Source organism: Microbacterium sp. NPDC055312, assembly GCF_053645675.1.
This window is the reverse complement of sequence record NZ_JBSHMU010000005.1, coordinates 103,004-124,152: the sequence shown is the minus strand read 5'-3', so window position 1 is coordinate 124,152 and position 21,149 is coordinate 103,004. Positions and strand designations below refer to the sequence as shown.

General features: G+C 69.0%; 19 protein-coding genes. 5 read left to right on the top strand and 14 right to left on the bottom strand.

All coding sequences use genetic code 11. The annotated features are described in order from the left end of the window. Nucleotides 1–145: 145 nt before the first annotated feature. On the bottom strand, nt 146–493 hold the full coding sequence (locus tag ACWIDW_RS12625; RefSeq protein ID WP_313356834.1) for a TraR/DksA family transcriptional regulator: 348 nt from the start codon (nt 491–493) through the stop codon (nt 146–148). A 304-nt stretch (nt 494–797) separates the two neighbouring features. Between ACWIDW_RS12625 and ACWIDW_RS12620 the strand changes: the two genes are divergently transcribed. Together ACWIDW_RS12620 and gnd are read left to right on the top strand one after the other, a co-directional pair. Next, nucleotides 798–2,783, top strand: coding sequence for an ABC1 kinase family protein (locus ACWIDW_RS12620; protein WP_454125668.1), 1,986 nt, complete (start codon nt 798–800; stop codon nt 2,781–2,783). A gap of 127 nt (nt 2,784–2,910) precedes the next feature. Beyond that, entirely contained in the window at nt 2,911–3,993 is a 1,083-nt protein-coding gene (gene gnd, locus ACWIDW_RS12615) for a phosphogluconate dehydrogenase (NAD(+)-dependent, decarboxylating) (protein ID WP_454125667.1), read from the top strand. A gap of 14 nt (nt 3,994–4,007) precedes the next feature. Here the strand turns inward: gnd and ACWIDW_RS12610 are convergent, their stop codons facing one another. The 4 genes from ACWIDW_RS12610 to ACWIDW_RS12595 are packed head-to-tail and all read right to left on the bottom strand — an operon-like array spanning nt 4,008 to nt 7,891. After that, on the bottom strand, nt 4,008–4,766 hold the full coding sequence (locus tag ACWIDW_RS12610; protein WP_454125666.1) for a nucleoside phosphorylase: 759 nt from the start codon (nt 4,764–4,766) through the stop codon (nt 4,008–4,010). Continuing rightward, complete coding sequence (locus tag ACWIDW_RS12605; protein ID WP_454125665.1) at nt 4,767–6,173, bottom strand: amidohydrolase family protein; 1,407 nt, start codon at nt 6,171–6,173, stop codon at nt 4,767–4,769. After that, nucleotides 6,170–7,195: an amidohydrolase family protein gene (locus ACWIDW_RS12600; RefSeq protein ID WP_454125664.1), complete on the bottom strand. Its 1,026-nt coding sequence runs from the start codon at nt 7,193–7,195 to the stop codon at nt 6,170–6,172. Before ACWIDW_RS12600 ends, ACWIDW_RS12605 begins: the two co-directional genes overlap by 4 nt. Nucleotides 7,196–7,252: 57 nt before the next feature. Then, nucleotides 7,253–7,891 carry a GntR family transcriptional regulator gene (locus tag ACWIDW_RS12595; RefSeq protein WP_454125663.1) on the bottom strand — a complete coding sequence of 213 codons (639 nt, stop codon included), beginning with the start codon at nt 7,889–7,891 and terminating at the stop codon, nt 7,253–7,255. A 256-nt stretch (nt 7,892–8,147) separates the two neighbouring features. Here ACWIDW_RS12595 and ACWIDW_RS12590 point away from each other — a divergent pair, with 256 nt between their 5' ends. The 3 genes from ACWIDW_RS12590 to ACWIDW_RS12580 all read left to right on the top strand — a co-directional run bounded on the left by ACWIDW_RS12590 (nt 8,148) and on the right by ACWIDW_RS12580 (nt 10,793). Continuing rightward, entirely contained in the window at nt 8,148–8,873 is a 726-nt protein-coding gene (locus tag ACWIDW_RS12590) for an ABC transporter permease (RefSeq protein WP_454125662.1), read from the top strand. 29 nt (nt 8,874–8,902) lie between these two features. Continuing rightward, nucleotides 8,903–9,706 carry an ABC transporter ATP-binding protein gene (locus tag ACWIDW_RS12585; protein ID WP_454125661.1) on the top strand — a complete coding sequence of 268 codons (804 nt, stop codon included), beginning with the start codon at nt 8,903–8,905 and terminating at the stop codon, nt 9,704–9,706. Nucleotides 9,707–9,773: 67 nt separating this feature from the next. After that, on the top strand, nt 9,774–10,793 hold the full coding sequence (locus ACWIDW_RS12580) for an ABC transporter substrate-binding protein (RefSeq protein ID WP_454125660.1): 1,020 nt from the start codon (nt 9,774–9,776) through the stop codon (nt 10,791–10,793). A 110-nt stretch (nt 10,794–10,903) separates the two neighbouring features. Here the strand turns inward: ACWIDW_RS12580 and ACWIDW_RS12575 are convergent, their stop codons facing one another. The 9 genes from ACWIDW_RS12575 to ACWIDW_RS12535 form a co-directional block, all read right to left on the bottom strand. After that, a complete protein-coding gene (locus ACWIDW_RS12575) occupies nt 10,904–11,341 on the bottom strand; it encodes a VOC family protein (RefSeq protein ID WP_454125659.1) in 438 nt (145 codons plus the stop codon). 669 nt (nt 11,342–12,010) lie between these two features. Further along, nucleotides 12,011–12,151 carry a hypothetical protein gene (locus tag ACWIDW_RS12570; protein ID WP_454125658.1) on the bottom strand — a complete coding sequence of 47 codons (141 nt, stop codon included), beginning with the start codon at nt 12,149–12,151 and terminating at the stop codon, nt 12,011–12,013. Beyond that, nucleotides 12,148–14,505 (bottom strand): phosphoribosylformylglycinamidine synthase subunit PurL, encoded by a 2,358-nt coding sequence (purL, locus tag ACWIDW_RS12565; RefSeq protein WP_454125657.1) that lies wholly within the window; start codon nt 14,503–14,505, stop codon nt 12,148–12,150. The genes ACWIDW_RS12570 and purL overlap by 4 nt, the downstream gene beginning before the upstream one ends. Nucleotides 14,506–14,598: 93 nt before the next feature. Then, nucleotides 14,599–15,528, bottom strand: a complete 930-nt coding sequence (locus ACWIDW_RS12560; protein ID WP_454125656.1) for a hypothetical protein — start codon at nt 15,526–15,528, stop codon at nt 14,599–14,601. A gap of 21 nt (nt 15,529–15,549) precedes the next feature. Continuing rightward, a complete protein-coding gene (locus ACWIDW_RS12555; protein ID WP_454125655.1) occupies nt 15,550–15,867 on the bottom strand; it encodes a hypothetical protein in 318 nt (105 codons plus the stop codon). Between the two features lie 94 nt (nt 15,868–15,961). After that, the gene (locus ACWIDW_RS12550; protein WP_454125654.1) at nt 15,962–16,447 is read right to left on the bottom strand and encodes a pyridoxamine 5'-phosphate oxidase family protein; all 486 of its coding nucleotides are present in this window, start codon (nt 16,445–16,447) and stop codon (nt 15,962–15,964) included. A 118-nt stretch (nt 16,448–16,565) separates the two neighbouring features. Beyond that, nucleotides 16,566–16,895, bottom strand: coding sequence for a DsrE family protein (locus ACWIDW_RS12545; RefSeq protein WP_454125653.1), 330 nt, complete (start codon nt 16,893–16,895; stop codon nt 16,566–16,568). 105 nt (nt 16,896–17,000) lie between these two features. Next, the gene (locus ACWIDW_RS12540) at nt 17,001–19,550 is read right to left on the bottom strand and encodes an ABC transporter (RefSeq protein WP_454125652.1); all 2,550 of its coding nucleotides are present in this window, start codon (nt 19,548–19,550) and stop codon (nt 17,001–17,003) included. Nucleotides 19,551–19,610: 60 nt separating this feature from the next. Next, nucleotides 19,611–20,978, bottom strand: a complete 1,368-nt coding sequence (locus ACWIDW_RS12535) for a plasmid pRiA4b ORF-3 family protein (protein WP_454125651.1) — start codon at nt 20,976–20,978, stop codon at nt 19,611–19,613. Nucleotides 20,979–21,149: the final 171 nt, after the last annotated feature.

Here is a 21,149-nt window from a genome sequence, read left to right as displayed (position 1 = left end):
CCACCCCCCTGCTGCGGGCGGACCGCGGGGCCCCCGGCCGACATCTGGAGTGTCGGCCCCCGTTTCGTAACGACCCGGGACGCCGGGCGGCTTGCCTGCCTGGCGCAACGGAACACCCGGGGCGCCGGGCGTCACTCGTGCGCTGTCATCCGAGCTTCTCGGCGCACGGCACACACAGCCGCGCGAACGGGCGCACCTCGAGACGACCCTCGGGGATGGGCTGCCCGCAGTTCGCGCAGGTGCCGTAGTCACCGGCATCCCACCGCTCGAGCGCCTCGTCGTACTGCCGCACCTCGTCGGCAGCCGCGTCGGCCAGCGCCGACAGCCGCGACCACTCCGACGACAGGGTGACGCCCTCGGGGTCGTGCTCGTCGTCGTCGTTCGACCCCTGGCGGTCGTGCACGAGTTCGGCCAGAGCGGATGCCGCATGCTCGGCGCGCGCGACAGCATCCGCCCGCTGCGCGGCGAGCGACTCCCTGCTGATGCCGGCCATCCCGCCACCCTAGCCCCGCTGCCTTCCGCGCAGCGTCGCCGCCAGCACCGCGAACGATCCCGGTCCCCGTTCGCCGGTCGGGGAGCCAGATGTCGGTTATCGGGGGCGCATGACCGGCATCCGGCTCCCCGCAACGCCCGTACCCGCCCGTACCGGGCCGCGCCCCGCCCGCCGCCTCACACGTTCGGATGACGCCCGCATCAGCCTTCTTCCGGATGCGCATCCGTGCGCACTGCGCTCCACTGGAATGGACTGAGATCGATCCGCCGGGGATTGATACAGTTCTCCCCATCGGAGGCCGCGTGTGAATCTCTCAGCCATTGTGCTCGATGCGCTCCTGATCGTCGGGGTCACGGTGCTCGTCATGCTGCTCATCGGCGCGCTCTCGCGGCGTCTGCTGGGGGTGCGCATGAGCAGCGGGCGCATCATCCTCGCCGGCCTCGCCGGACTCGGTGCGGGTGTCGGCTTCGAATCGCAGTTCGTCTGGCGTGCAGCGGAGTACACGCCCGCCGTCATCCCGATTCTGCTCGGTGTGATCGTGCTCGTCGCCATCGCGGTTCTCGTTGCTGCGGAGATCCTCGTGCCGCAGGGCTCGCTGCCTCAGCCGCACCAGTGGCCGGCCCTGACTCGACAGGCGTTCGAACGCAATCGGCGGTACATGCAGCTGCTGCGGATCGCCGCCCGGCACCGTCTGCTGGCCATCCGATTCGAGTCCGGTGCCGACGAGCAGCATCGTCGGGAGCGGCGCCAGCAGGCGATCGCGTTGAAAGAGGCGCTGCAGGAGGCGGGCGGGGCGTTCGTCAAGCTCGGGCAGCTGCTGTCCACACGTCCCGATGTGCTGCCGCAGGAGTTCCGCGATGCCCTCAGCGCCCTGCAGCAGAGGGTGCCGCCGGCGCCGTGGAGCGCCGTCGAAGCGCAGCTGGTCGCCTCACTGGGCGGGCCGCTCGACGACGTGTTCGCCACGTTCTCGCACGAGCCTCTTGCTGCGGCATCCATCGGTCAGGTCCACGCCGCGACACTGAAGTCCGGCGAACGAGTGGCGGTCAAGGTGCGGCGACCCGGGATCGAAGCGGTGGTCTTGCGCGACATCGACATCGCCCAGCGCCTCGCCCGTCGCTTCGCCCGATCGAGCGAGTGGGCGGAGAGGTTCGGGGTCGAAGCGCTGGTCGACAGCCTCACCCAGAGCCTGCACGACGAGCTGGACTACAGCCTCGAGGCCGTGAACATGGCGGCGCTCGCCGCCGTGCAGCAGAGCCTTCCCGCGGACTCTCGCGTGCACATCCCGCGCGGCATCTCGGCTCTCAGCAGTGAACGGGTGCTGGTGATGGAGCACGTGTCGGGGCGCACCCTCAGCGATCCGCGGGCCGCGGCCGCGCTCGACCCGGCCGAGCGCAGCGAACTGGCTCGGCGACTGCTCGACGCGGTGCTCGCCCAGATCCTTCAGGCGGGCGTCTTCCACGCCGATCTGCACCCCGGAAACATCGTCGTCTCCGCGGGTGCCGAGGCCGAGGTCGTCCTTCTCGACTTCGGTTCGATCGGCCGGATCGACTCCGAGACGCGGGCGCGGATCGTCGACGTGCTGTCGGCATTCTCGCGAGGCGACGCCGCCGCGTTCGCGGATTCGCTGCTCGAGTTCGTCACCCTCGACGACGGTCAGGACGAACGCGCGCTGCGCCGCATCGTGTCGTCGTTCATGTCACGTCGCCTCGGGCCAGGCTCGCGGCTGGATGCCTCGGTGTTCGCCGAGGTGGTCGTGATCCTCTCGGAGCAGGGCCTGACCGTTCCCGCCGAGCTGACCGTGCCGTTCCGCGCGATCGCGACCGTGGAAGGATCGCTGCGCCTGCTCGAGCCGGAGTTCGACCTCATCGCTGAGGCCGGCGACTACGCGCAGCGCCGGATGAGCGACGCGATGCGGCCGCAGGCCGTGCTGCGCTCGCTCGCCGATGAGGCGCTCTCCGTGCTGCCCCTCATCAAGCGCATGCCCCATCGCGTCGATCAGATCACCGGGCACCTCGCCGAGGGCCGGTTCAACATGAACGTGCGGATGCTGGCGGATGCCCGTGACCGGGCGTTCCTTCGCGAGATCACCGGACTGGTCGTCGTGGCGTTCCTCGCCGGCGTCTTCGGGATCATGTCGGCCGTGCTGCTCACGAGCAGCGTGGGCCCGCAGCTGACCGACACGCTGACGCTGTTCCAGGTGTTCGGCTACCTGTTCATGGTGGTCACGGGAGTGCTCACGCTGAAGGTGCTCTTCGACGTGCTGCGCCGGATGCCCTCCCGGACGAGGTAGCGCCGCTGCGCGGCCTGGCCCGCCCCGATCCCCGACCGCGAAGCATGCCACATCCACACCCGCCCCGCACGGGCCTTGCCACCACCCATGGCGTGCGTGACGATGGGAACGCCAATCGACAGGAGACATGATGCAGCTGGGAATGATCGGACTCGGACGCATGGGCGCGAACATCGTGCGCCGCCTGATGCGTGACGGACACGAATGCGTCGGGTTCGACGTCAACAGCGACGCCGTCGAGGCGATCGTCGCCGACGGCGCGGTCGGAGCAACCGACCTGCAGGATTTCGTGTCGAAGCTGCAGACCCCCCGGGTGATCTGGCTGATGGTCCCGGCCGGGCTCACCGGCACCATCCTCGACCAGGTCGCCGACCTGGTCGACGAGGGCGACATCATCATCGACGGCGGCAACTCCAACTATCGCGACGACGTGCGCCGCGCCGCCGCGATGCGCGAGCGCGGCATCGAGTACGTCGACGCCGGCACGAGCGGCGGCGTGTTCGGCCTCGAGCGCGGATACTGCCTCATGGTCGGCGGATCGGATGCCGCAGTGCAGCACATCGAACCGCTGCTGAAGACCATCTCGCCCGGCGTCGGCGAGATCGAGCGCACTCCCGGCCGCACCGGCGAGCTGGCGCCGGAGGAGCAGGGCTACCTGCACTGCGGTCCGGCCGGAGCGGGACACTTCGTGAAGATGGTGCACAACGGCATCGAGTACGGCATCATGGCGGCGATCGCCGAGGGTCTCAACCTGCTCGATAACGCCGACGCGGGCGTGCGCGAGGCCGAGCACTCCGCCGAGATCGCGCCTCTCGAGGAGCCCGAGTTCTACCAGTTCCCCATCGACACCGCCAAGGTCACCGAGCTGTGGCGTCGCGGTTCGGTCATCTCGTCGTGGCTGCTCGATCTCACCGCGACCGCTCTCAACGAGAACCCCACCCTCGACGGACTCGCCGGCCGGGTCTCGGACTCGGGCGAGGGCCGCTGGACGGTCAAGGCCGCGGTCGACGTGGGCGTGCCCGTGCCGGTGCTCTCGTCGGCCCTGTTCGAGCGCTTCGCCTCGCGCGATGAAGACCGCTTCGCGAACCAGGTGCTCTCGGCGATGCGTCTGCAGTTCGGCGGGCACAAGGAGCTGCCGGCGGGTGACGTGCTCGAGGCGGGCGGTCGCAAGTCCGAGTCGAGCGACCGCGGGCAGTCCGACACGGCGTGATGCGCCGGGTCAGGTCACGCCGGATCCGCGCTTCGGTCTCGTTCGATGAGCAGTTCGAGGGCCCTCGCTGCAGTCGACAGCAGCAGGGCCTGATCGCCCTTCGCGCCTCCGACGTTCATCTGCATCAGGCCTCCCGCACGCACGCGATGGATCGCCGCGATGACGAACAGCGCGGATGCCTCCATCTCGGAGCAGATCGCTCCGCCTGCCCTCCACGAATCCCACCGCATCCGCAGCATCGGCGCCAACGGCATGCGCTCGGGCTCCACCTCGCCGTAGAACGAATCCTTCGAGTGCGACACTCCGACGCGGTGTGCCGCCCCCTGCTCTCGGGCGGCATCACGAAGGGCGCTGACGATGGCTCCGTCGGCGATCGCGGGAAACTCGATCGGGAGGTACGTCGGAGTTGTCCCCTCGTCACGGATCGCGCCGCTCACGATCGCGAGCTCGCCGTGAGCCGTGTCCGGCTGGATGGCGCCCGATGTGCCGACCCTGATGAACGTGTGCGCGCCGAGCTTGATGAGCTCCTCGATCGCGATGGCGGCTGACGGGCTTCCTATCCCGGTCGACACCACGCTGACCAGCTCACCGCGAAGACGGCCAGTCCACGTCTCGTACTCCCGCTGAACGTGCACAAGCGCCGGTTGATCGAAGTGTGCGGCGATCGCCGCGCACCGGCCGGGATCACCCGGCAGCAGCACGTACTTGCCGATCTGGTGCTCGGCCACTCCCAGGTGGCGCTGAACCCCGGCGGACGTCATCTCAGAACTCATCTATCTCGACCTCTCCCACAGTGCTTCGGATGCGGCTCGCCCGCTGCGGGCGAGCTCGGACTCGTCATGGCTCAACAGCTGTCCGTCGGCGACGATGATTCGACCTCCGACGATCACGGTGTCAGCGCGCATCTTGCCGCCGGCGCAGAGCAGCAGCGCCGCGAGCGGATCCCGTGCCCCGACGAACTCGATGGAGTCCATCGGGAACGCGGCGAGGTCAGCGAGCTCCCCTGCGCCGAGTGCTGATCCTGCCCATCCCAGCGTCTGTGCGCCGTTGACGGTCGCCCACTGGAACATCGTGTCGGCGGTGACCCGATGAAACGGCACCTCGTCGACTCCCGCCTGGATGCGCTGGGTCTGCATGACCAGTCGCAGTTCGGCGAGTTCGTTGCCCGAGTCGCTCGACGCTGCCCCGTCGACGCCCACCGACACCCGCACGCCGAGTTCGTGGGCGAGCATCCCCGAAGCGATCGGAAGGCCGAACCGTGCGTTGGAGCTCGGGTTGAGCGACAGGCCGACCCCGGCGGTCGCGAAGCGGGTCAGGTCGGATGCTGTCAGGCCGGTGCCGTGCGCGACCCAGAGCCGTTCGCTGAGCCAGCCTGTCTCGTCGAGGTAGTCGATCGGGCTCATCCCCGCGACCGTCTCGGCGTGCCGGCGCTCGTCAGGACGAGGGTGCAAGTGCGTGTGCATCTTCACGTCGTGATCACCTGACAGAGCCGCGATCTCTCGCATGATCGACGGGTCGCCGTACGCCTTCTCCGTCAGGCCTACACCGACCTTGACCATCGCGTCGGGTCGGGGATCATGGAACCGGTCGATGGCGTCGTGCATGCCGTCGATGAGGTCCGCGCGGGACTCGATCGATGAGTCCAGTCGCGTGCCGATGCGCTCGCGCACGGCGGCTTCCAGCTCGACCATGCCGCCGCGCACTGGAGCGAAGCGGCAGCCGATCTCGGCGGCGGCGCGCACCTGCTCCCCCAGGATGTCGCCGCCACCTCGCGGGTAGTAATAGGTGAAATCGCCCACCGTCGTGCATCCGCTGAGTACCAGCTCTGCGATGCCGACCAGTGCGGAGACGTAGGCGTCGGCCTGCGTCATATGGCGCCAGACCGGATACAACGTCGACAGCCAGTCCACGAGGCCGCAGTCGAAGGCCTCGGTGCGGGTCAGCTGCTGGGAGAGGTGGTGGTGCGTGTTGACGAGCCCCGGGACCACGATCCATCGGGATGCGTCGATCACGCGGTCGACCCCGGAGGGGGCGCATCCTCCGCCGATCGCCGCGACGCGGCCATCGGAGATCAGCAGGTCGGTTCCCTGCGAGATCTCAGCGCCGCTTCCGCGGTCGGCGTAGAGGAAACCGCATCCCTTGAGGAGGATCTTCCCTCCGTGCTGGCCGGCGATGCTCATCGCATGGAGACCGCGTCGATGGTCGCGGGCAGTCCGAACAGTGCGATCGCGTTGCCGCTCAGCACAGCTGCCCGATCGCGCTCGTCCGCGACGACCGCGTGGATGGCCCCGATGTTCTGCGCCGGATCGGCGATGGCGAACGGGTGGTCCGTGCCGAACATGACCTTTTCGACGCCGACAAGTTCGATCGCGGCCGCGAGCGCACGAGGGTGATAGACGAGCGCGTCGAGGTAGAGCTTCTCGAAGCCCGTCGACGGAGCCAGTTCGCGCACAGAGCGGGCGACGCTGTCGGGGGACCAGCATCCGTCGAGACGACCCGCGAGATAAGGGAGGGTGCCGCCGCCGTGAGAGCCGAGAATGCGAAGGTCGGGGTGGCGGTCGAGGACGCCGGACATGACGAGCTTGGTGAGCGCGAGCGTCGTCTCGTACGGGAACGAGAGCGCCAGCTGCAGGGCGTGCCCATAGCCGTCGGTCTCCTCGACGCCGACGCCGTAGTGCGGGTGCACGAGCACAGCGATGCCGTACCGGGCGAAGGCGCCCCACACCGGCTCCAAACGCGGATCGTCGAACAGCATGTCCGCGATGCGGGTCCCCGTCGCCACACCGTAGAGCCCACGAGTCTGCGCGATCTTCTCGATGGTCGCGACGACGTCGTCGACCGAGCCCGAGGGAAGACAGCCCATGGCGACGACCCGGCCCGCCGTCGCCTCCTCGTACTCCGCCATCTCGGCATTGAGTCGATCGGCCAGCTCGAGCGACTGAGCGGCACCGAACGGGTCGAGCCAGGGGTTGCCCAGCGAGACCACCGATCGATCGATCCCCGCCGCGTCCATGTAGTCGAGCTTGCTGTCGAGCGACCAGTAGTCGGGGGTGATCTCGCGACCTGCGTCATCGGGGAAGATCTTGAACAGCCCGGCGTCGCCGACACGGTGGGAGACACACGGAAGCTCGTCCCGAGTCGCCAGGGCGTCCAGGTAGGTCCGAGGATAGACATGGGTGTGGACATCGACGATCTGGCACATGGATGACTCTGCTTTCTGCGGTCGGTGGGTTGCTGCGGAAGTGTCGGGTGAAGATGCTCAGCCGGCCGGCTGAGTGCCCTCGATGTGAAGCCGGGTGTAGTCGGACGCGGCCTGCGGGAGTCTGCGGGCGAGCGAATCCACGATGAGGGTGTGCTCGGCGACGGACGCCTCGTGGCTGCGCCGACCCGTGACCTCCAGGTCCAGCGATTCCCACAGCTCATGCAGGAAACGGATGAGCACGGGTGAGTTCGACCGCTCGTAGATCGCGAAGTGGAACTCGCGGTTGCGGGCATCCCGCTCGCCGTCCGGGGCTGCGGCGAACGCGGATGCGCGGTCGCGGATCTCGGCGAGGTCGTCTTCGATGATGTTCTCGGCGGCGAGCTCGGCGGCGACGGATTCCAGGGCAGCGCGAAGCTTCCAGTTCTCCTGCATCCGGTTGGTCAGAGATCGCACTCGGGCGCCGTGGTTGAGGCGAGCGTCGAGATATCCCTCGGCCTGCAGCTGGCTGAAGGCCTCGCGAACGGGCGTCGCACTGACCCCGTACTTCGCCGCGATATCGCGCTGGCGCATGCTCTGTCCCTCGACGTAATCGCCTTCGCGGATGCCGATGCGGATCATTCGTGCGATGTAGTCGCTCTTGCTCTCGAAAGGTCCGGCTTCGTCGGCTGCTGAGCGGAGCGCTGTCGATCTGTCCATGCCGTGATGATATACCAAGTAGGTACGGGTGAAGCAAGGGCGCTCATTCAGAGCGTTGATTTCTCGCAGAAAAAATGTCTCGACATCGAGAACGTCCCGGGTTACCTTGACACATGGTATGTAAAACCCCTCGTGAGGAATGGATCTGATGGTTACCGAACCCACGCTCGCAGAGCGACCTTCGAGCTCCGTCCGCCGCGCTGCTCCGGCGCGAGGCGGTCGCCGCGTCCGCCACACTGCGATTCAGCTCGCCTCAGTGGCGACCCTGTTCGCCCTCTGGCTGCTGGGCGCCTTCGTGCTGCCCGGCAACGTGCTGCCCGATCCCTTCACCGTCGGCGTCGACATGGTGCAGATCACGTTCGGCACGGGTGAGGCCTGGTCTCACATCGCCGCGACGCTCATCCGCGTGCTCATCGCCTTCGGCATCGGGCTCGCCGTCGCAACGGCAGTCGGCCTCTTCATGGGCCTGAACGCGAAGGCGAGCGCGTTCTTCGAGCTGTGGATCGTCGTCGGCATGATCCTGCCGTCCCTCGTCATCGTCATCCTGACGTTCATGATCCTCGGGCTCAACGAGCTCGGAACCGTGGTGGCGGGCGTGCTGACGACCGTCGCGATGACGACAGTAAATGTGTGGGAGGGGGCGAAGGGGCTCGACTCCAAGCTGATCGTGATGGCGCGCTCGCTGCGAGTGCCCCGCTGGCGGATCGTTCGCCAGATCATCATCCCCCAGCTCGCACCCACCCTGATGGGCTCCGCGCGCTTCAGCCTCGGCCTGGTGTGGAAGCTCATCCTCTTCATCGAGCTGCTCGGCCGCAGCAGCGGCGTGGGATACCAGATCAACCACTACTACGAGCTGTTCAACATGACGCGTGTCCTCAGCTACTCGCTCGTGTTCCTCGCCGTGATGCTCTTCCTGGAGCTGGGCGTGCTCGGTTTCATCGAGCGCCGCCTGTTCCGCTGGCGCACGATGGCCCAGCTGTGAACCTCCGCACCTCCGAGAAAGGACGAATCGTGTCGATCAGTCAGGACCTGAGCACCATGACGGCGCTGTCATGCCGGGACATCACCAAGACCTACCCCAATCCCGCCGGCGGGGAACCGCGAGTCGTTCTGGACAACGCGTCGTTCGACGCAGGCCAGGGTGAGTTCGTGTGCATCCTCGGCCCGTCGGGCTGCGGGAAGTCCACCTTCCTGAACGTGCTGAGCGGCCTCGACCGCGACTTCGACGGAACCGCGCAGATCAACGGCATCGATGTGCGATCGCCCGCGATCTACGGCGTCAGAAGCGCGTACGTCTTCCAGGAGTCGCGCCTGCTGCCCTGGCGCACCGTCGAAGGGAACCTGCAGTTCGCCCTGCAGGCCGCCGGCTTCGACCAGAAGGAATGGCCGAGCCGGATCGATCACTATCTCGACATGGTCGGCTTGTCCGAGCACCGCAAGCTCTACCCGGGTCAGCTCTCGGGAGGGATGCAGCAGCGGACCTCCATCGCCCGGGCGTTCTGCATCGAACCGGATGTGCTCTTCATGGATGAGCCGTTCAGCGCCCTCGACGAGATCTCTGCGCGCAGCCTGCGCGAGGACCTGCTCAAGATCTGGGAGAGAGAGCGCATGACCGTGCTCTTCGTCACCCACAACGCCCACGAGGCGGCGTTCCTCGCCGACCGCATCCTCATCATGAAGCGCGGACCGATGAGCACATTCAAGGACGAGATCAACCTCGACCAGCTCACGCGTCCTCGTGCAGTCGACGACCAGAGGGTCTTCGACGCCAGCCGCTCCGTCGTGGAGCGTCTCGTGAACGTCATCGGGCAGTAGCCCTTCCCCAGGAGCGCTCCGTCTCCTTCCCCTCTCCGCGGAGCAGTTCATAATCCGAAAGGCAGTCATGAAAACCCGTACCGCACTGGCAGGTATCGCCCTCGTCACCGCTCTCGCTCTGTCCGGCTGCGCCGCGGGAGAATCGCCCGCGGCCACCTCGGGCGACGGCGCCGACAAGATCGGCAACGGCGGCAAGGTGAACATCCTGGCCAACCCGTCGGGCTCGCAGACCTTCGCGCCCTACCTGATCGACTCCCTCAAACTCGACGAGAAGTACGGGTTCGATCTCAACATCGTCAGTGCGAGCGATCCGGTGACCGTGTTCAGAACGGGTGAGGGCGATGCCATGCTCACGTTCTGGACGAACTTCGCGAACATGAGAAACGCCGACGTCGGCATCACCGCCGTCGCCCCGTTCACCACCTGGGTGAACAACATCGTCGCCGCGAAAGACAGCGGGATCTCGGACGTCGGCGACCTCAAGGGCAGCCGCCTCGCAGTCTTGGGGACCACGTCGATGGACTGGACGATCCTGAAGACATACGCGGCGAAGGAGTTCGACCTCGACGTCGAGAAGGACGTGGAACTCGTCGACACCACGGCTCCTGCGCTCGCGCAGGGACTGCTGGCGAAGGGTGACGTCGACGCCACGCAGATGTGGTTCAACCTCGTGCCCCCGCTCACCGCGTCAGGTGACAATGTCACCATCGCCTCGATGGCCGAGATGGCCGAAGCGATTGGCCTTCCGCGCGGCGCCCACCTGATGTTCGGCTTCCGCGACTCGTACATCGCGGACAACCCCGAGAACGTGAAAGCGTTCGTGCACGCCTACGAAGAGGCCGTCACACTCATGCTCGAAGACGACGAAGTGTGGCCGGATATCGCCGCGAACATCGGCATCACAGACGCCGACCAGGTGGTCGAGCTGCGCGAGCTCACCCGCCCCGTCCTCCTGAATCGCTTCTCGGATAACGCAAAGGATCAGCTGGCGGAGATGGCCGACATCCTGATCCCGCTCGTCGGGGCGGAGAACCTTGGGTTCTCGACGCTGCCCGAAGACATCATCTCGCTGGAATTCCAGAGCTGACCGCAGCGGGTCGCCCGCTGTGAGCGCGATTGTGCCGCTTCTCGAGACGAGGAGCGGCACAATCGTGCGCGGCGGGCGGCCGCAAGTCCGACACCGCGTGAGGTGCCGGGTCAGGTGCGCGTGAGGTCTTCGGCGAGCATCACGATGATGCCGCTCGGGCCACGCAGGTACGTCAGCCGGTAGACGCCGTGGTAGTCGGCGACGCCGCGCAGCGGATGGCATCCGTGCTGCGCGGCGATCGCGAGCGCCTGGTCGAGGTCGTCGACCTGAAAGGCGACGCGATGCATGCCGATCTCGTTCGGCAACGTCGGGTCGGTCTCGATCGCCGCGGGATGCACGTATTCGAACAGCTCGATCCGCCCGTCGCCGTGCGGGGTCTGCAGCATCGCGATCTTCGCGTGGTTGCCGTCGAGCCCGACGGTCGTGTCCGCCCACTCGCCGCTGACCTCATCGCGCCCGATGACGGTCAGCCCCAGTGCGGTGAAGAACGAGATGGCCTCGTCGAGGTCGCGCACGGCGATGCCGACGTTCTCGAAGCGGATGCTCATGCCTCCGGATGCTACTCCCCGGCGCTCCGTTCGTCAGCACGCCTCTTGGGCTGCGCCGTGTGCGGGCACCTCGGGTCCAGGTATCCTGCCTTCGAGCTCAGGCATCCCTCTCGCCGGGTCGGCCCATATGGTCGCCTCGGTCGCGAAGAGGCCGCGATCCGGGACCAGCCGACGCGGGGCGCGCGCCTGCGCGCGCGGCGGCCCCTGCCGAGTAGGCCCGTATGGCAGCCTCGGTCGTGGGGAGGCGACCATTCGGGACCAGCCGACGGGGGGATCCCTAGCGCGGGCGACGCGATGGTCCGCCTATAGGCATCCCTTGCCGGGTGGGCCCATATGGTCGCCTCAGTCGCGAGGAGGCAGCCATTCGGGGCCAGCCGACGCGGGGCGGAGGCTCCAGCCGCAGGCATCCGTCGCCGAGTGGGCCCATATGGTCGCCTCGATCGCGGGGAGGCAGCCATTCGGGACCAGCCGACGCGGGGCGGAGGCCCCAGCCGCAGGCATCCGTCGCCGGGTGGGCCCATATGGTCGCCTCGGGCGTGGGGAGGCAGCCATTCGGGACCAGCCGGCGTTGGGCGCAGGCCCGAGAGCGAGGCGGCCCCTGCCGAGTGGGCCCATGTGGTCGCCTCGATCGCGAGGAGGCAGCCATTCGGGACCAGCCCCGCCCGCGCGTCAGCCGAGCAGCGTGAGCGCGGTCACCCCGCCGGCGCCGACGATGAGCGCGACGATGGTGACCCAGGCGACGGCCCGGATGCGGCGGCTGCGGCGCTCACCGAGATCGCCGTAGTCCTCGTCGGTGTGCACGTCGGTCACGCGACGGGCTCGGTCACGGTCGGGCCGAACACGGCGGGAAGCGTGCCGCGGGAGGTCTCGCGCAGCTCGTCGACCGAGAAGGTGAACACGTCCTGCACCTCGAGGGTCGGCTCGGTGTCGGTGACGCCGATGCGCAGCACCGGGTAGTCGCGTCCCTCGCACAGCCCGCGGAACTTCACGTCTTCCTCGCGGGGCACGGTCACGATCACGCGGCCGGCCGACTCCGAGAAGAGCGCGGTCGCGGCATCCACTCCGTCGCGCTCCATCAGCTCGGTGAGCCAGACGCGCGCGCCGACGCCGAAGCGCATGACGCCCTCGGCGAGGGCCTGGCCGAGGCCGCCCTCCGACAGGTCGTGCGCCGACGAGATCAGCCACTCCTCGCGAGCGGCGCCGAGCAGGCCGGCGAGACGGCGCTCGCCGGCGAGGTCGACCTTGGGCGGCAGGCCGCCGAGGTGGTCGTGCACGACGTCGGCCCAGGCCGAGCCCGACAGCTCGGTCGCGGTCACACCGAGCAGGTAGATGTTGTCGCCGGCATCCTGCCAGCCCGACGGGATGCGACGCGACACGTCGTCGATGATGCCGAGCACGCCGACCAGCGGCGTCGGGTGGATCGGCACGTCGCCGGTCTGGTTGTAGAACGACACGTTGCCGCCGGTGACCGGGGTGCCCAGCTCGTAGCATCCGTCGGCCAGGCCGTCGACGGTCTGCCCGAACTGCCACATCACCTCGGGATTCTCGGGGGAGCCGAAGTTGAGGCAGTCGGTGATCGCCGTCGGGGTGGCGCCGGTGACGGCGACGTTGCGGTACGCCTCGGCGAGGGCGAGCTGCGCACCCGCGTACGGGTCGAGCTGGCAGTAGCGGCCGTTGGCGTCGGTCGAGACGGCGAAGCCGAGACCCGACTCCTCGTCGACGCGCACCATGCCGGCGTCGTCGGGGAAGGCGAGGGCCGTGTTGCCGCCGACGTAGTAGTCGTACTGGTTCGTGATCCAGCTGGTGTCGGCGAGGTTCGGCGAGCCGAGCAGCTGCAGGAACTGCGCCCGCAGCACCTCGGGCTCGTTCGAGCGGGGGAGGTCTTCTGCGGCATCCGCCTGCAGCGCGTCGAGCCACGTCGGGTAGGCGACCGGGCGGTCGTAGACGGGGCCGTCGACGGCGACGGTCGACGGGTCGACGTCGACGATGCGCTCGCCCTGCCAGTCGATGATCAGGCGGCCGTCGCCGGTGACCTCGCCGAGCACGCTGGTCTCGACCTCCCACTTCGCCACGACCTCGAGGAACGCGTCGAGCTTCTCGGGCGCGACGATGGCCATCATGCGCTCCTGCGACTCGCTCATCAGGATCTCTTCGGCGGTGAGCGACGGGTCGCGCAGCAGCACGTTGTCGAGCGAGACGTGCATGCCGCTGTTGCCGTTGGCGGCCAGCTCGCTGGTCGCGCACGAGATGCCCGCGGCACCGAGGTCTTGAATGGCCTCGACGAGCTCGAGCGCGTACAGCTCGAGGCAGCACTCGATGAGCACCTTCTCGGCGAACGGGTCGCCGACCTGCACGGCCGGTCGCTTCCTCGGTTTGGCGACGCTGGCGTCGCCCTGGGTTGCTGAGCCTGTCGAAGCATCGAACGAATCGGATGCCAGGATCGACGCGCCACCGATGCCGTCGCCGCCCGTGCGGGCGCCGAACAGCACGACCTTGTTGCCGACGCCGGTGGCGTTGGCGAGCTTGAGGTCTTCGTGGCGGAGCACGCCCACCGCGAGGGCGTTGACGAGCGGGTTGGCCTGGTAGACGGCGTCGAACACCGTCTCGCCGCCGATGTTCGGCAGGCCCAGGCAGTTGCCGTAGAAGCTGATGCCGCTGGTGACGCCGTGCACCACGCGGGGGGTGTCGGGGTGGTCGATGGCGCCGAAGCGCAGGGCATCCATCACCGCGACCGGGCGGGCGCCCATCGAGATGATGTCGCGCACGATGCCGCCGACGCCGGTCGCGGCGCCCTGGAACGGCTCGATGAAGCTGGGGTGGTTGTGCGACTCGGCCTTGAACGTGACGGCCCAGCCCTCTCCCACGTCGACGACGCCGGCGTTCTGGCCCATGCCGACCATGAGCCGTTCCTTCATCTCGTCGGAGACCTTCTGCCCGAAGCGGCGCAGGTAGTTCTTCGACGACTTGTACGAGCAGTGCTCAGACCACATCACCGAGTACATGGCGAGCTCGCCCGAGGTGGGGCGCCGACCGAGGATGGTCTTGATCTGCTCGTATTCGTCGGGCTTGAGCCCGAGGGCGGCGTAGGGCTGCTCCTTCTCAGGAGTCGCGATGGCGTTCTCGACCGAGTCGGGAACATGCTGACGAGAGGCAGGAGTGGTCACGCGGGCTCCAGAAGAAGAGGGAGGCGGGGCACGTTCAGTCTACCGGCGTGCCACGACGCTCTCGGCCTGCCGGAGTCGACGGCCACCGAAGCCTTAGCCGCCGTACTGCTCCGGATCGGCGCCGGGCTCGGTGCGCAGCGGCTGCCCCTCGGCCGCGCCGTGGTTGCGCATCATCTGCGCGCGCGACGGCTGAGGACGCTGGTACGCGTATTCGCCGCCCTGGCGTCCGCCGTAGGGGCGTCCGTGATCGGCGTACTCCTCGCGGAAGAACGCGAGCCGCCACCGGCCCATCGTGATCAGGGCGCCCGTGCGCAGGGTGCGCCCCTGCTCTTCATCCCCGATGCGCTCGCGGTAAGCGCCTCCTCCGACCGCGCCCTTCGCGTAGAGCACGTACTCGTCGCCCGGCTCGTGACGGATCTCGGCGTGCACCGATTCGAGATCGGGCAGCACGAGGTCGCACGTCGACGATGAGCCGATGGTGATCCTGTCGGAGGTGAGATCGAACACCTTCGGGGCGACGCCGTCCCACTGCTCGGCATCGACGGTGAAGATGAGTCGCGGATGCCCGGCGCCCCACGCGTAATGAGTGGTGGTGATGACCCGCCGTGGGCGGTTGCGTTCGAAGGTCGGCGCCAGCGGGAGCAGCACCCGCGCGACGGAGGGGATGGACGGCAGGGTACGGGAGGACTGGATGCGACGCACGCTGTTCAGCGCGCTCAGCGATCCGAGGCGCATGTGCGATGACCCGGTGGCCAGGCGCGAGAGCATGCTGCGACGCACGTCGCCCACCTCGATCATCGGCCCTTGCGGGCCTTCGATCCGCACCGTCAGCCCCTGGGCGGCGAGCTGCCTGGCGAGGGCGTCGACCTCGTGCAGCTGCGCGCGGCGGATGATGGGAAGACGCTCGGGATCGCTGATGAAGACGTTCACGCGCCGACCGTGGCCGGTGATCTTCACGGAGAAGGGCGGTTCGTCGTCGGTTCCGAGCAGCGCGACCGTGAGGTCGACGTCGACGGTGATCATGGCCCGTGCCCCACAGCCGACTCAGCCCGCCGAGGGGCCGGAGTCCTGGTCGGTGTACGCGCCGGTCTCAGAGGTCAGGGTGTTGTCGCTCGTGGTCACACGCAGCGTGCCGTTGATCTTCCACGTCGCGCGCGGGGCGTCGGGGCCGATGTCACGCGGCACCTCGACGGTCATGTCGTCGAACGCGTAGTTGACGACGGCGCCGCGGCCGGTGAGGAACGACCACATCTCGCGGCCGAGGTCGGTCCAGTCGCCGATCGAGCGGCCTTCGGGCCCGCTGCTCGATCCGAACAGGTCGGAGGAGGAAGAGGAGGAAGAGGAGGAAGAGATGTCGCTCATGTCGGCTCCTTTGCCGGTGTCGGTGGGTCGAACACTAGTCCTGCCCGCCGACACCGGCAAGAGCCGATCACCGGCATCCGGTCGGAGGCCTCGGTCAGAGGTCGACCTTGCCGCTTTCGCCGCCGTCGTAGCGCTCGCCGGTGAGCTTCGACTTCACGAAGCTGAACACCGTGGCGATCCGGCCGCCGGGGGTGTCCCAGTACTCGGCCGATTCCGCCGTGAAGCGCACCAGGCCCACGTCGGGGTCGTCGGGTCCGTCGGGGAACCAGGCTTCGACCACCGGGTTCCACAGGTCCTTGATCTTGGCGAGGTCATCGACCAGCCACGCGGTTCCGGAAAGCGACACCCATGCGTCGTTCGAGCTCATCGAGACGTTCACGTCGGCGTCGTCGGCGAGCTCTGCCGCGGGGGACGAGCTGTTCGAGATCAGGAACCACAGGTCGCCGTCGAACTCGGCCTCCTGCACGGTGAACGGCCGGGCGACGAGCTTGCCGTCGCTCTTGCGGGTGGTGAACATCGCGAAGCGGAAGTCCTTGATCAGCTCGGCGACCTTCTTGCGGTCATCGGTCGTGTCGGTCATCGCCTGCTCCCTCCAGTCGCCCGCCGGCTGCGGGCGTCGTGGCTCACCACGATGCCGCCGCAGCCGAGAGTCGGGCAGGGGGTTGCCGCGTCGCGCGCGCTGGGTTACGCCGTCGGGCTCACAGTCGGATGTACGCCGCACCCTCGAACTGCGCGTCGGTGAGCGCGACGATCGCGGCGGGGACGGTGCGGATGCCCGGCTGCAGGTCGTCTGCGGTGATCTCGTGCGCGCGCATGCCGCCCTCGCACGCCTCGATCGCCGCGCCCGCGGGCAGCCTGTCGACGGGGAGCGGGTCGGCGTCACGGGTGACGCCGGTGATCGCCGGGCCGTTGACGATGATCCGGATGCGGTGCTCGGGCCGGTCCGTGTGCAGGATGCGCGCCGAGGTGATCGAGCGCGCGACGTCGGCGGGATCGGCGGTGACGTGGATGACGACGGTGCGGGTCATACCGGCATCCTGCCATCCGGATGCCGCCCCGCCGGCAGCGCCGAGAAACCACGTTCTGCATGAGAAACCACGCGGTCGTCCGTTTCTCTCGCGGGAAGTGGTTTCTCAGCGGGGTGGGGCGGGAAGGCGGGCGGCGAGGTAGGGGGCGGTGCGGCTGGCGGATGCCCGGGCCACGGCATCCGGAGTTCCGGTCGCGACGATCCGGCCGCCGGCGTCGCCTCCGGACGGGCCGAGGTCGATGACCCAGTCGGCGTCGGCGACGACGCCCATGTCGTGCTCGACGACGACCACCGTGTCGCCGGCGTCGACGAGCGCGTGCAGCTGCGCGAGCAGCAGGCGCACATCGGCGGGGTGCAGGCCCGTTGTCGGCTCGTCGAGCAGGTACAGGGTGTGCCCGCGGCGCACCCGCTGCAGCTCGGTGGCGAGCTTGATGCGCTGTGCCTCACCGCCCGACAGCTCGGTTGCCGGCTGGCCGAGGCGCAGGTACCCGAGGCCCACCTCGAGCAGCGCGCGCAGGCTGCGCGCGGCCGCGGGGATCTCGGCGAGCACCTCGGATGCCTGGGTGACGGTGAGCGCGAGCACGTCGGCGATCGAGTGCCCGTGCCAGCGCACCTGGAGCGTCTCGTCGTTGTACCGGGCGCCGCGGCAGGTGGGGCAGCGTCCGTAGCTGCCGGGCAGGAACAGCAGCTCGACGGCGACGAACCCCTCGCCCTGGCAGGTCTCGCAGCGTCCGCCGGGCACGTTGAACGAGAACCGGCCGGCCGTGTACTCGCGTTCGCGGGCGAGGTCGGTGCGCGCGAACGCCGTGCGCACCGCGTCGAACAGGCCGGTGTAGGTCGCGAGGTTCGAGCGCGGGGTGCGTCCGATCGGCTTCTGGTCGACGCGCACCAGGCGGTCGACGAGCTGCAGACCTTCGGTGCCCCGCACGCTGAGCGTGTCGACGTCCGACGGCGCGGTCGCCTCCGCGATCCCCGGCTCGTCGGGTGCGGTCTCGGCTTCTGCGGGGTCGGCGGCATCGGCATCCGGATGCAGGTGATCGCGCACCACCTGGTGCAGCACCCGGCTGACGAGGGTCGACTTGCCCGAGCCCGAGACGCCGGTCACGGCGACGAGCGTCTGCAGCGGGACGGCGACGTCGACGTCGTCGAGGTTGTGCAGCCGGATGCCGTCGACGCGCAGCCACCCGGCCGCGTCGCGGCGCTCGCGCGGGGCTGCGTGCTCGCCCTGTGCGGAGGGGAAGAGGAAGGGGCGGGTGAGGCTGGCATCCACCTTCTCGAGACCGTCGACGGGACCGCTGTAGAGCACCTCGCCGCCGCCCTCGCCGGCGGCGGGGCCGACGTCGACGATCCAGTCGGCGCGACGGACGACGTCCATGTTGTGCTCGACGACGAACACCGAGTTACCCGAGCCCTTGAGCTGTTCGAGCACCTCGAGCAGTGGCTCGGCGTCGGCGGGGTGCAGGCCTGCCGAGGGCTCGTCGAGCACGTAGACGACTCCGAAGAGCCCCGAGCGCAGCTGGGTGGCCAGGCGCAGGCGCTGCATCTCACCGGGCGAGAGGGTGGTGGTCACCCGGCCGAGGCCGAGGTAGCCGAGGCCCAGGTCGCAGAGCACGCCGATGCGGGCGCGCAGGTCGGCGGCGATCGCGACGGCGACGTCGGTGCGCTCGCCGCTGCCGGCGGTGGGCACGGCGGGGGCCGGGTCGGTGATTTCGGTGGTGGGGCGCAGCACCTCGGCGAGCTCGGTCATCGGCAGGGCGTTCAGCTCGGCGATCGAGCGCCCCGCGAAGGTGACCGCGAGTGCTTCGCGGCGCAGCCCGGTGCCGTCGCACAGCGGGCACGGGCCGGTGCGCATGAAGCGCAGCACCTTGGCGCGCATCATCGCGCTCTGCGAGTCGGCGAGGGTGTGGAAGACGTACTTCTTCGCGCTCCAGAAGCGGCCGTTGTAGGGCTTCTCGATGCGGTCGCGCTGCGGGATGATCTGCACGACCGGCTGCTCGTCGGTGAACAGCAGCCAGTCGCGGTCGGCTTGCGGCAGGTCGCGCCAGGGACGGTCGACGTCGTAGCCGAGGGTGATGGCGATGTCGCGCAGGTTCTTGCCCTGCCAGGCGCCCGGCCAGGCGGCGATCGCGCCGTCGCGGATGCTGAGCGACGGATCGGGCACGAGCGAGTCCTCGGTGACGTCGTGCACGACGCCCACGCCGTGGCAGCGCGGGCAGGCGCCGGCGGCGGTGTTCGGCGAGAACGCGTCGGAATCGAGGCGCTCGGTGACGCCGTCGGGGTAGGTGCCGGCGCGCGAGAGAAGCATGCGCAGCGAGTTCGACAGGGTCGTCACCGTGCCGACGCTGGAGCGCGAGCTGGGCGCCCCGCGTCGCTGCTGCAGTGCGACCGCGGGCGGCAGACCGGTGATCGAGTCGACGTGCGGGTCGTGGCCCTGCTGGATCAGCCGGCGCGCGTACGGGGCCACCGACTCGAGGTAGCGGCGCTGCGCCTCGGTGAAGATCGTGCCGAACGCGAGCGAGGACTTGCCCGAGCCTGAGACGCCGGTGAACGCGACGATCCGATCGCGCGGCATGTCGACGTCGACGCCGCGGAGGTTGTTCTCGTGGGCGCCGCGGACGCGGACGAACGGATCGGCGGTCGGTGACGTGTCGAGCATCCGGCCGAGTCTAGTGAGCGGGAATCAGGGGGCCTGAGCGCGGTGTCAGCTTTCGCAGCCTCAGCGCAGCGCCGCCCGCGCGAACAGCTGCAGGTCGTCGGCCGCGCTCGCCGGATGCCGGCGGAGTGAGTCGCTGAGCAGGTCGAGCACCCGCTGCGGATGGAAGGTGACGTGTGTGATGTCGCGCTCGGTGAACGCGAGGCGGGTGGATGACTGCCAGCCGCACATCTCGAGACCGAACGCGATCGCGTGCCAGCGCTCGCCGGGTGGCGTGCCGTCGGCGACCGCGAGCAGCAGCAGGGTCGCAGCGTCCGATTCGGCGTCGCTGAGCTTGCGGTACAGCCCTCGCGCGATCAGCTGCAGCTGCGCGGGGGCGTCGCCGAGGGCCTTCTTCGCCGCGGCGCTGAGCAGCAGGCGTCCCTTCTGCACGCGCACCAGACCGAGCCGCTGGGCGGCGTCGCGCAGCTCGGCGATCGGCGGGGTGAGATCCTCACGGTTGCCCGCGCCGATCCAGTCGTCGAGCAGACCCAGCTCGGTCATGCCGTTGAGCACGGTGGCGGGTGGCATCCATCCCGCGGCGGTGAGGGCGAGACCGTCGGCGCCGACGGCATCCATCAGCCACGCGAACGGGCGCACGATGCGCGCCGCGGTCTCGTCGTCGAGCTCGAGGGGCTCGAGCACGCCGGTGAGGTGCAGATGCTGGCGCAGCTCGGAACGGATCGGCGGCGGCAGCTGCGCCGCGAGCTCGACGATCGGCGACTCGTCGGTGACGTCTCCCGGGCGGCGCAGCTCGTCGCTCTTCACCAGCCCCGACATGTCGTACGGCGAGAGGCCAGACCCCTGCGGGTTGAACATCAGGTTCAGCTCGCTCTGCGCGCCGACCAGATCGAACGCACCGGGCGAGATCGGCGACCACGGCCCGACGGTCGCCCGCGCCCAGTCGGTGATCTCGTCGTGCTCCGGATGCTGTGGATCGGCCAGCGCGGCGACCTTGTCGGCGTAGCCGGGCATGCCGCCGGCGTCTTCGAACGGCCCGCGATTCGCGCCGTCGAGCAGCACCACGGGGGCGAGCAGCGGGGAATCTGGCTGGCGCTCGACGACGTCGAGGCGGTGCACCCACCCGTCGCCGAAGTCGTACTCGTACCAGAGGGTGTCGATGCTCGAGAGCACCTGATCGACGGTCGCCGCGTCTTCCGACAGGGCGCCGGTGTCGCTCGCGAAGTCGGGTGACTCCCAACGCCGGCCGCGCGACGACGGCCGGTGGGGATCGGTGTCGGTGAACGCGTGCAGGTGCGACTCGCGCCAGCCGATGATCGTCTGCAAGGCGATGTGCAGCATACGCAGCGGCATCCGCCCGTCGATGTCGAACTCGCGCCAGATCTCGGGTTCGCTGTCGACGAGGGCGACGCGCAGGCGGTACCGGGTCATGGGTCGAGCGTACGGGTGGGATCCGACATGTATCTCGCGGCGGATGCCGTGCCGGCGGCCGCCGTTCGAAGGTGGCCTGTCGCGGCGCCGCGCGCCGGAGTAGCATCCGGCGGTGTGAGGAGTGCTCCGCACACCATCTCGATCGTCAGCGTGCGCCCCGCGGGACGCGGA

Bases quoted from the DNA above. Each gene is read 5' to 3' on its own strand.
- ACWIDW_RS12625 (WP_313356834.1), bottom strand. From the start codon at position 493: ATGGCCGGCATCAGCAGGGAGTCGCTCGCCGCGCAGCGGGCGGATGCT.
- gnd (WP_454125667.1), top strand. From the start codon at position 2,911: ATGATGCAGCTGGGAATGATCGGACTCGGACGCATGGGCGCGAACATC.
- ACWIDW_RS12610 (WP_454125666.1), bottom strand. From the start codon at position 4,766: ATGAGTTCTGAGATGACGTCCGCCGGGGTTCAGCGCCACCTGGGAGTG.
- ACWIDW_RS12605 (WP_454125665.1), bottom strand. From the start codon at position 6,173: ATGAGCATCGCCGGCCAGCACGGAGGGAAGATCCTCCTCAAGGGATGC.
- ACWIDW_RS12600 (WP_454125664.1), bottom strand. From the start codon at position 7,195: ATGTGCCAGATCGTCGATGTCCACACCCATGTCTATCCTCGGACCTAC.
- ACWIDW_RS12595 (WP_454125663.1), bottom strand. From the start codon at position 7,891: ATGGACAGATCGACAGCGCTCCGCTCAGCAGCCGACGAAGCCGGACCT.
- ACWIDW_RS12580 (WP_454125660.1), top strand. From the start codon at position 9,774: ATGAAAACCCGTACCGCACTGGCAGGTATCGCCCTCGTCACCGCTCTC.
- ACWIDW_RS12575 (WP_454125659.1), bottom strand. From the start codon at position 11,341: ATGAGCATCCGCTTCGAGAACGTCGGCATCGCCGTGCGCGACCTCGAC.
- ACWIDW_RS12560 (WP_454125656.1), bottom strand. From the start codon at position 15,528: ATGATCACCGTCGACGTCGACCTCACGGTCGCGCTGCTCGGAACCGAC.
- ACWIDW_RS12555 (WP_454125655.1), bottom strand. From the start codon at position 15,867: ATGAGCGACATCTCTTCCTCCTCTTCCTCCTCTTCCTCCTCCGACCTG.
- ACWIDW_RS12550 (WP_454125654.1), bottom strand. From the start codon at position 16,447: ATGACCGACACGACCGATGACCGCAAGAAGGTCGCCGAGCTGATCAAG.
- ACWIDW_RS12545 (WP_454125653.1), bottom strand. From the start codon at position 16,895: ATGACCCGCACCGTCGTCATCCACGTCACCGCCGATCCCGCCGACGTC.
- ACWIDW_RS12540 (WP_454125652.1), bottom strand. From the start codon at position 19,550: ATGCTCGACACGTCACCGACCGCCGATCCGTTCGTCCGCGTCCGCGGC.
- ACWIDW_RS12535 (WP_454125651.1), bottom strand. From the start codon at position 20,978: ATGACCCGGTACCGCCTGCGCGTCGCCCTCGTCGACAGCGAACCCGAG.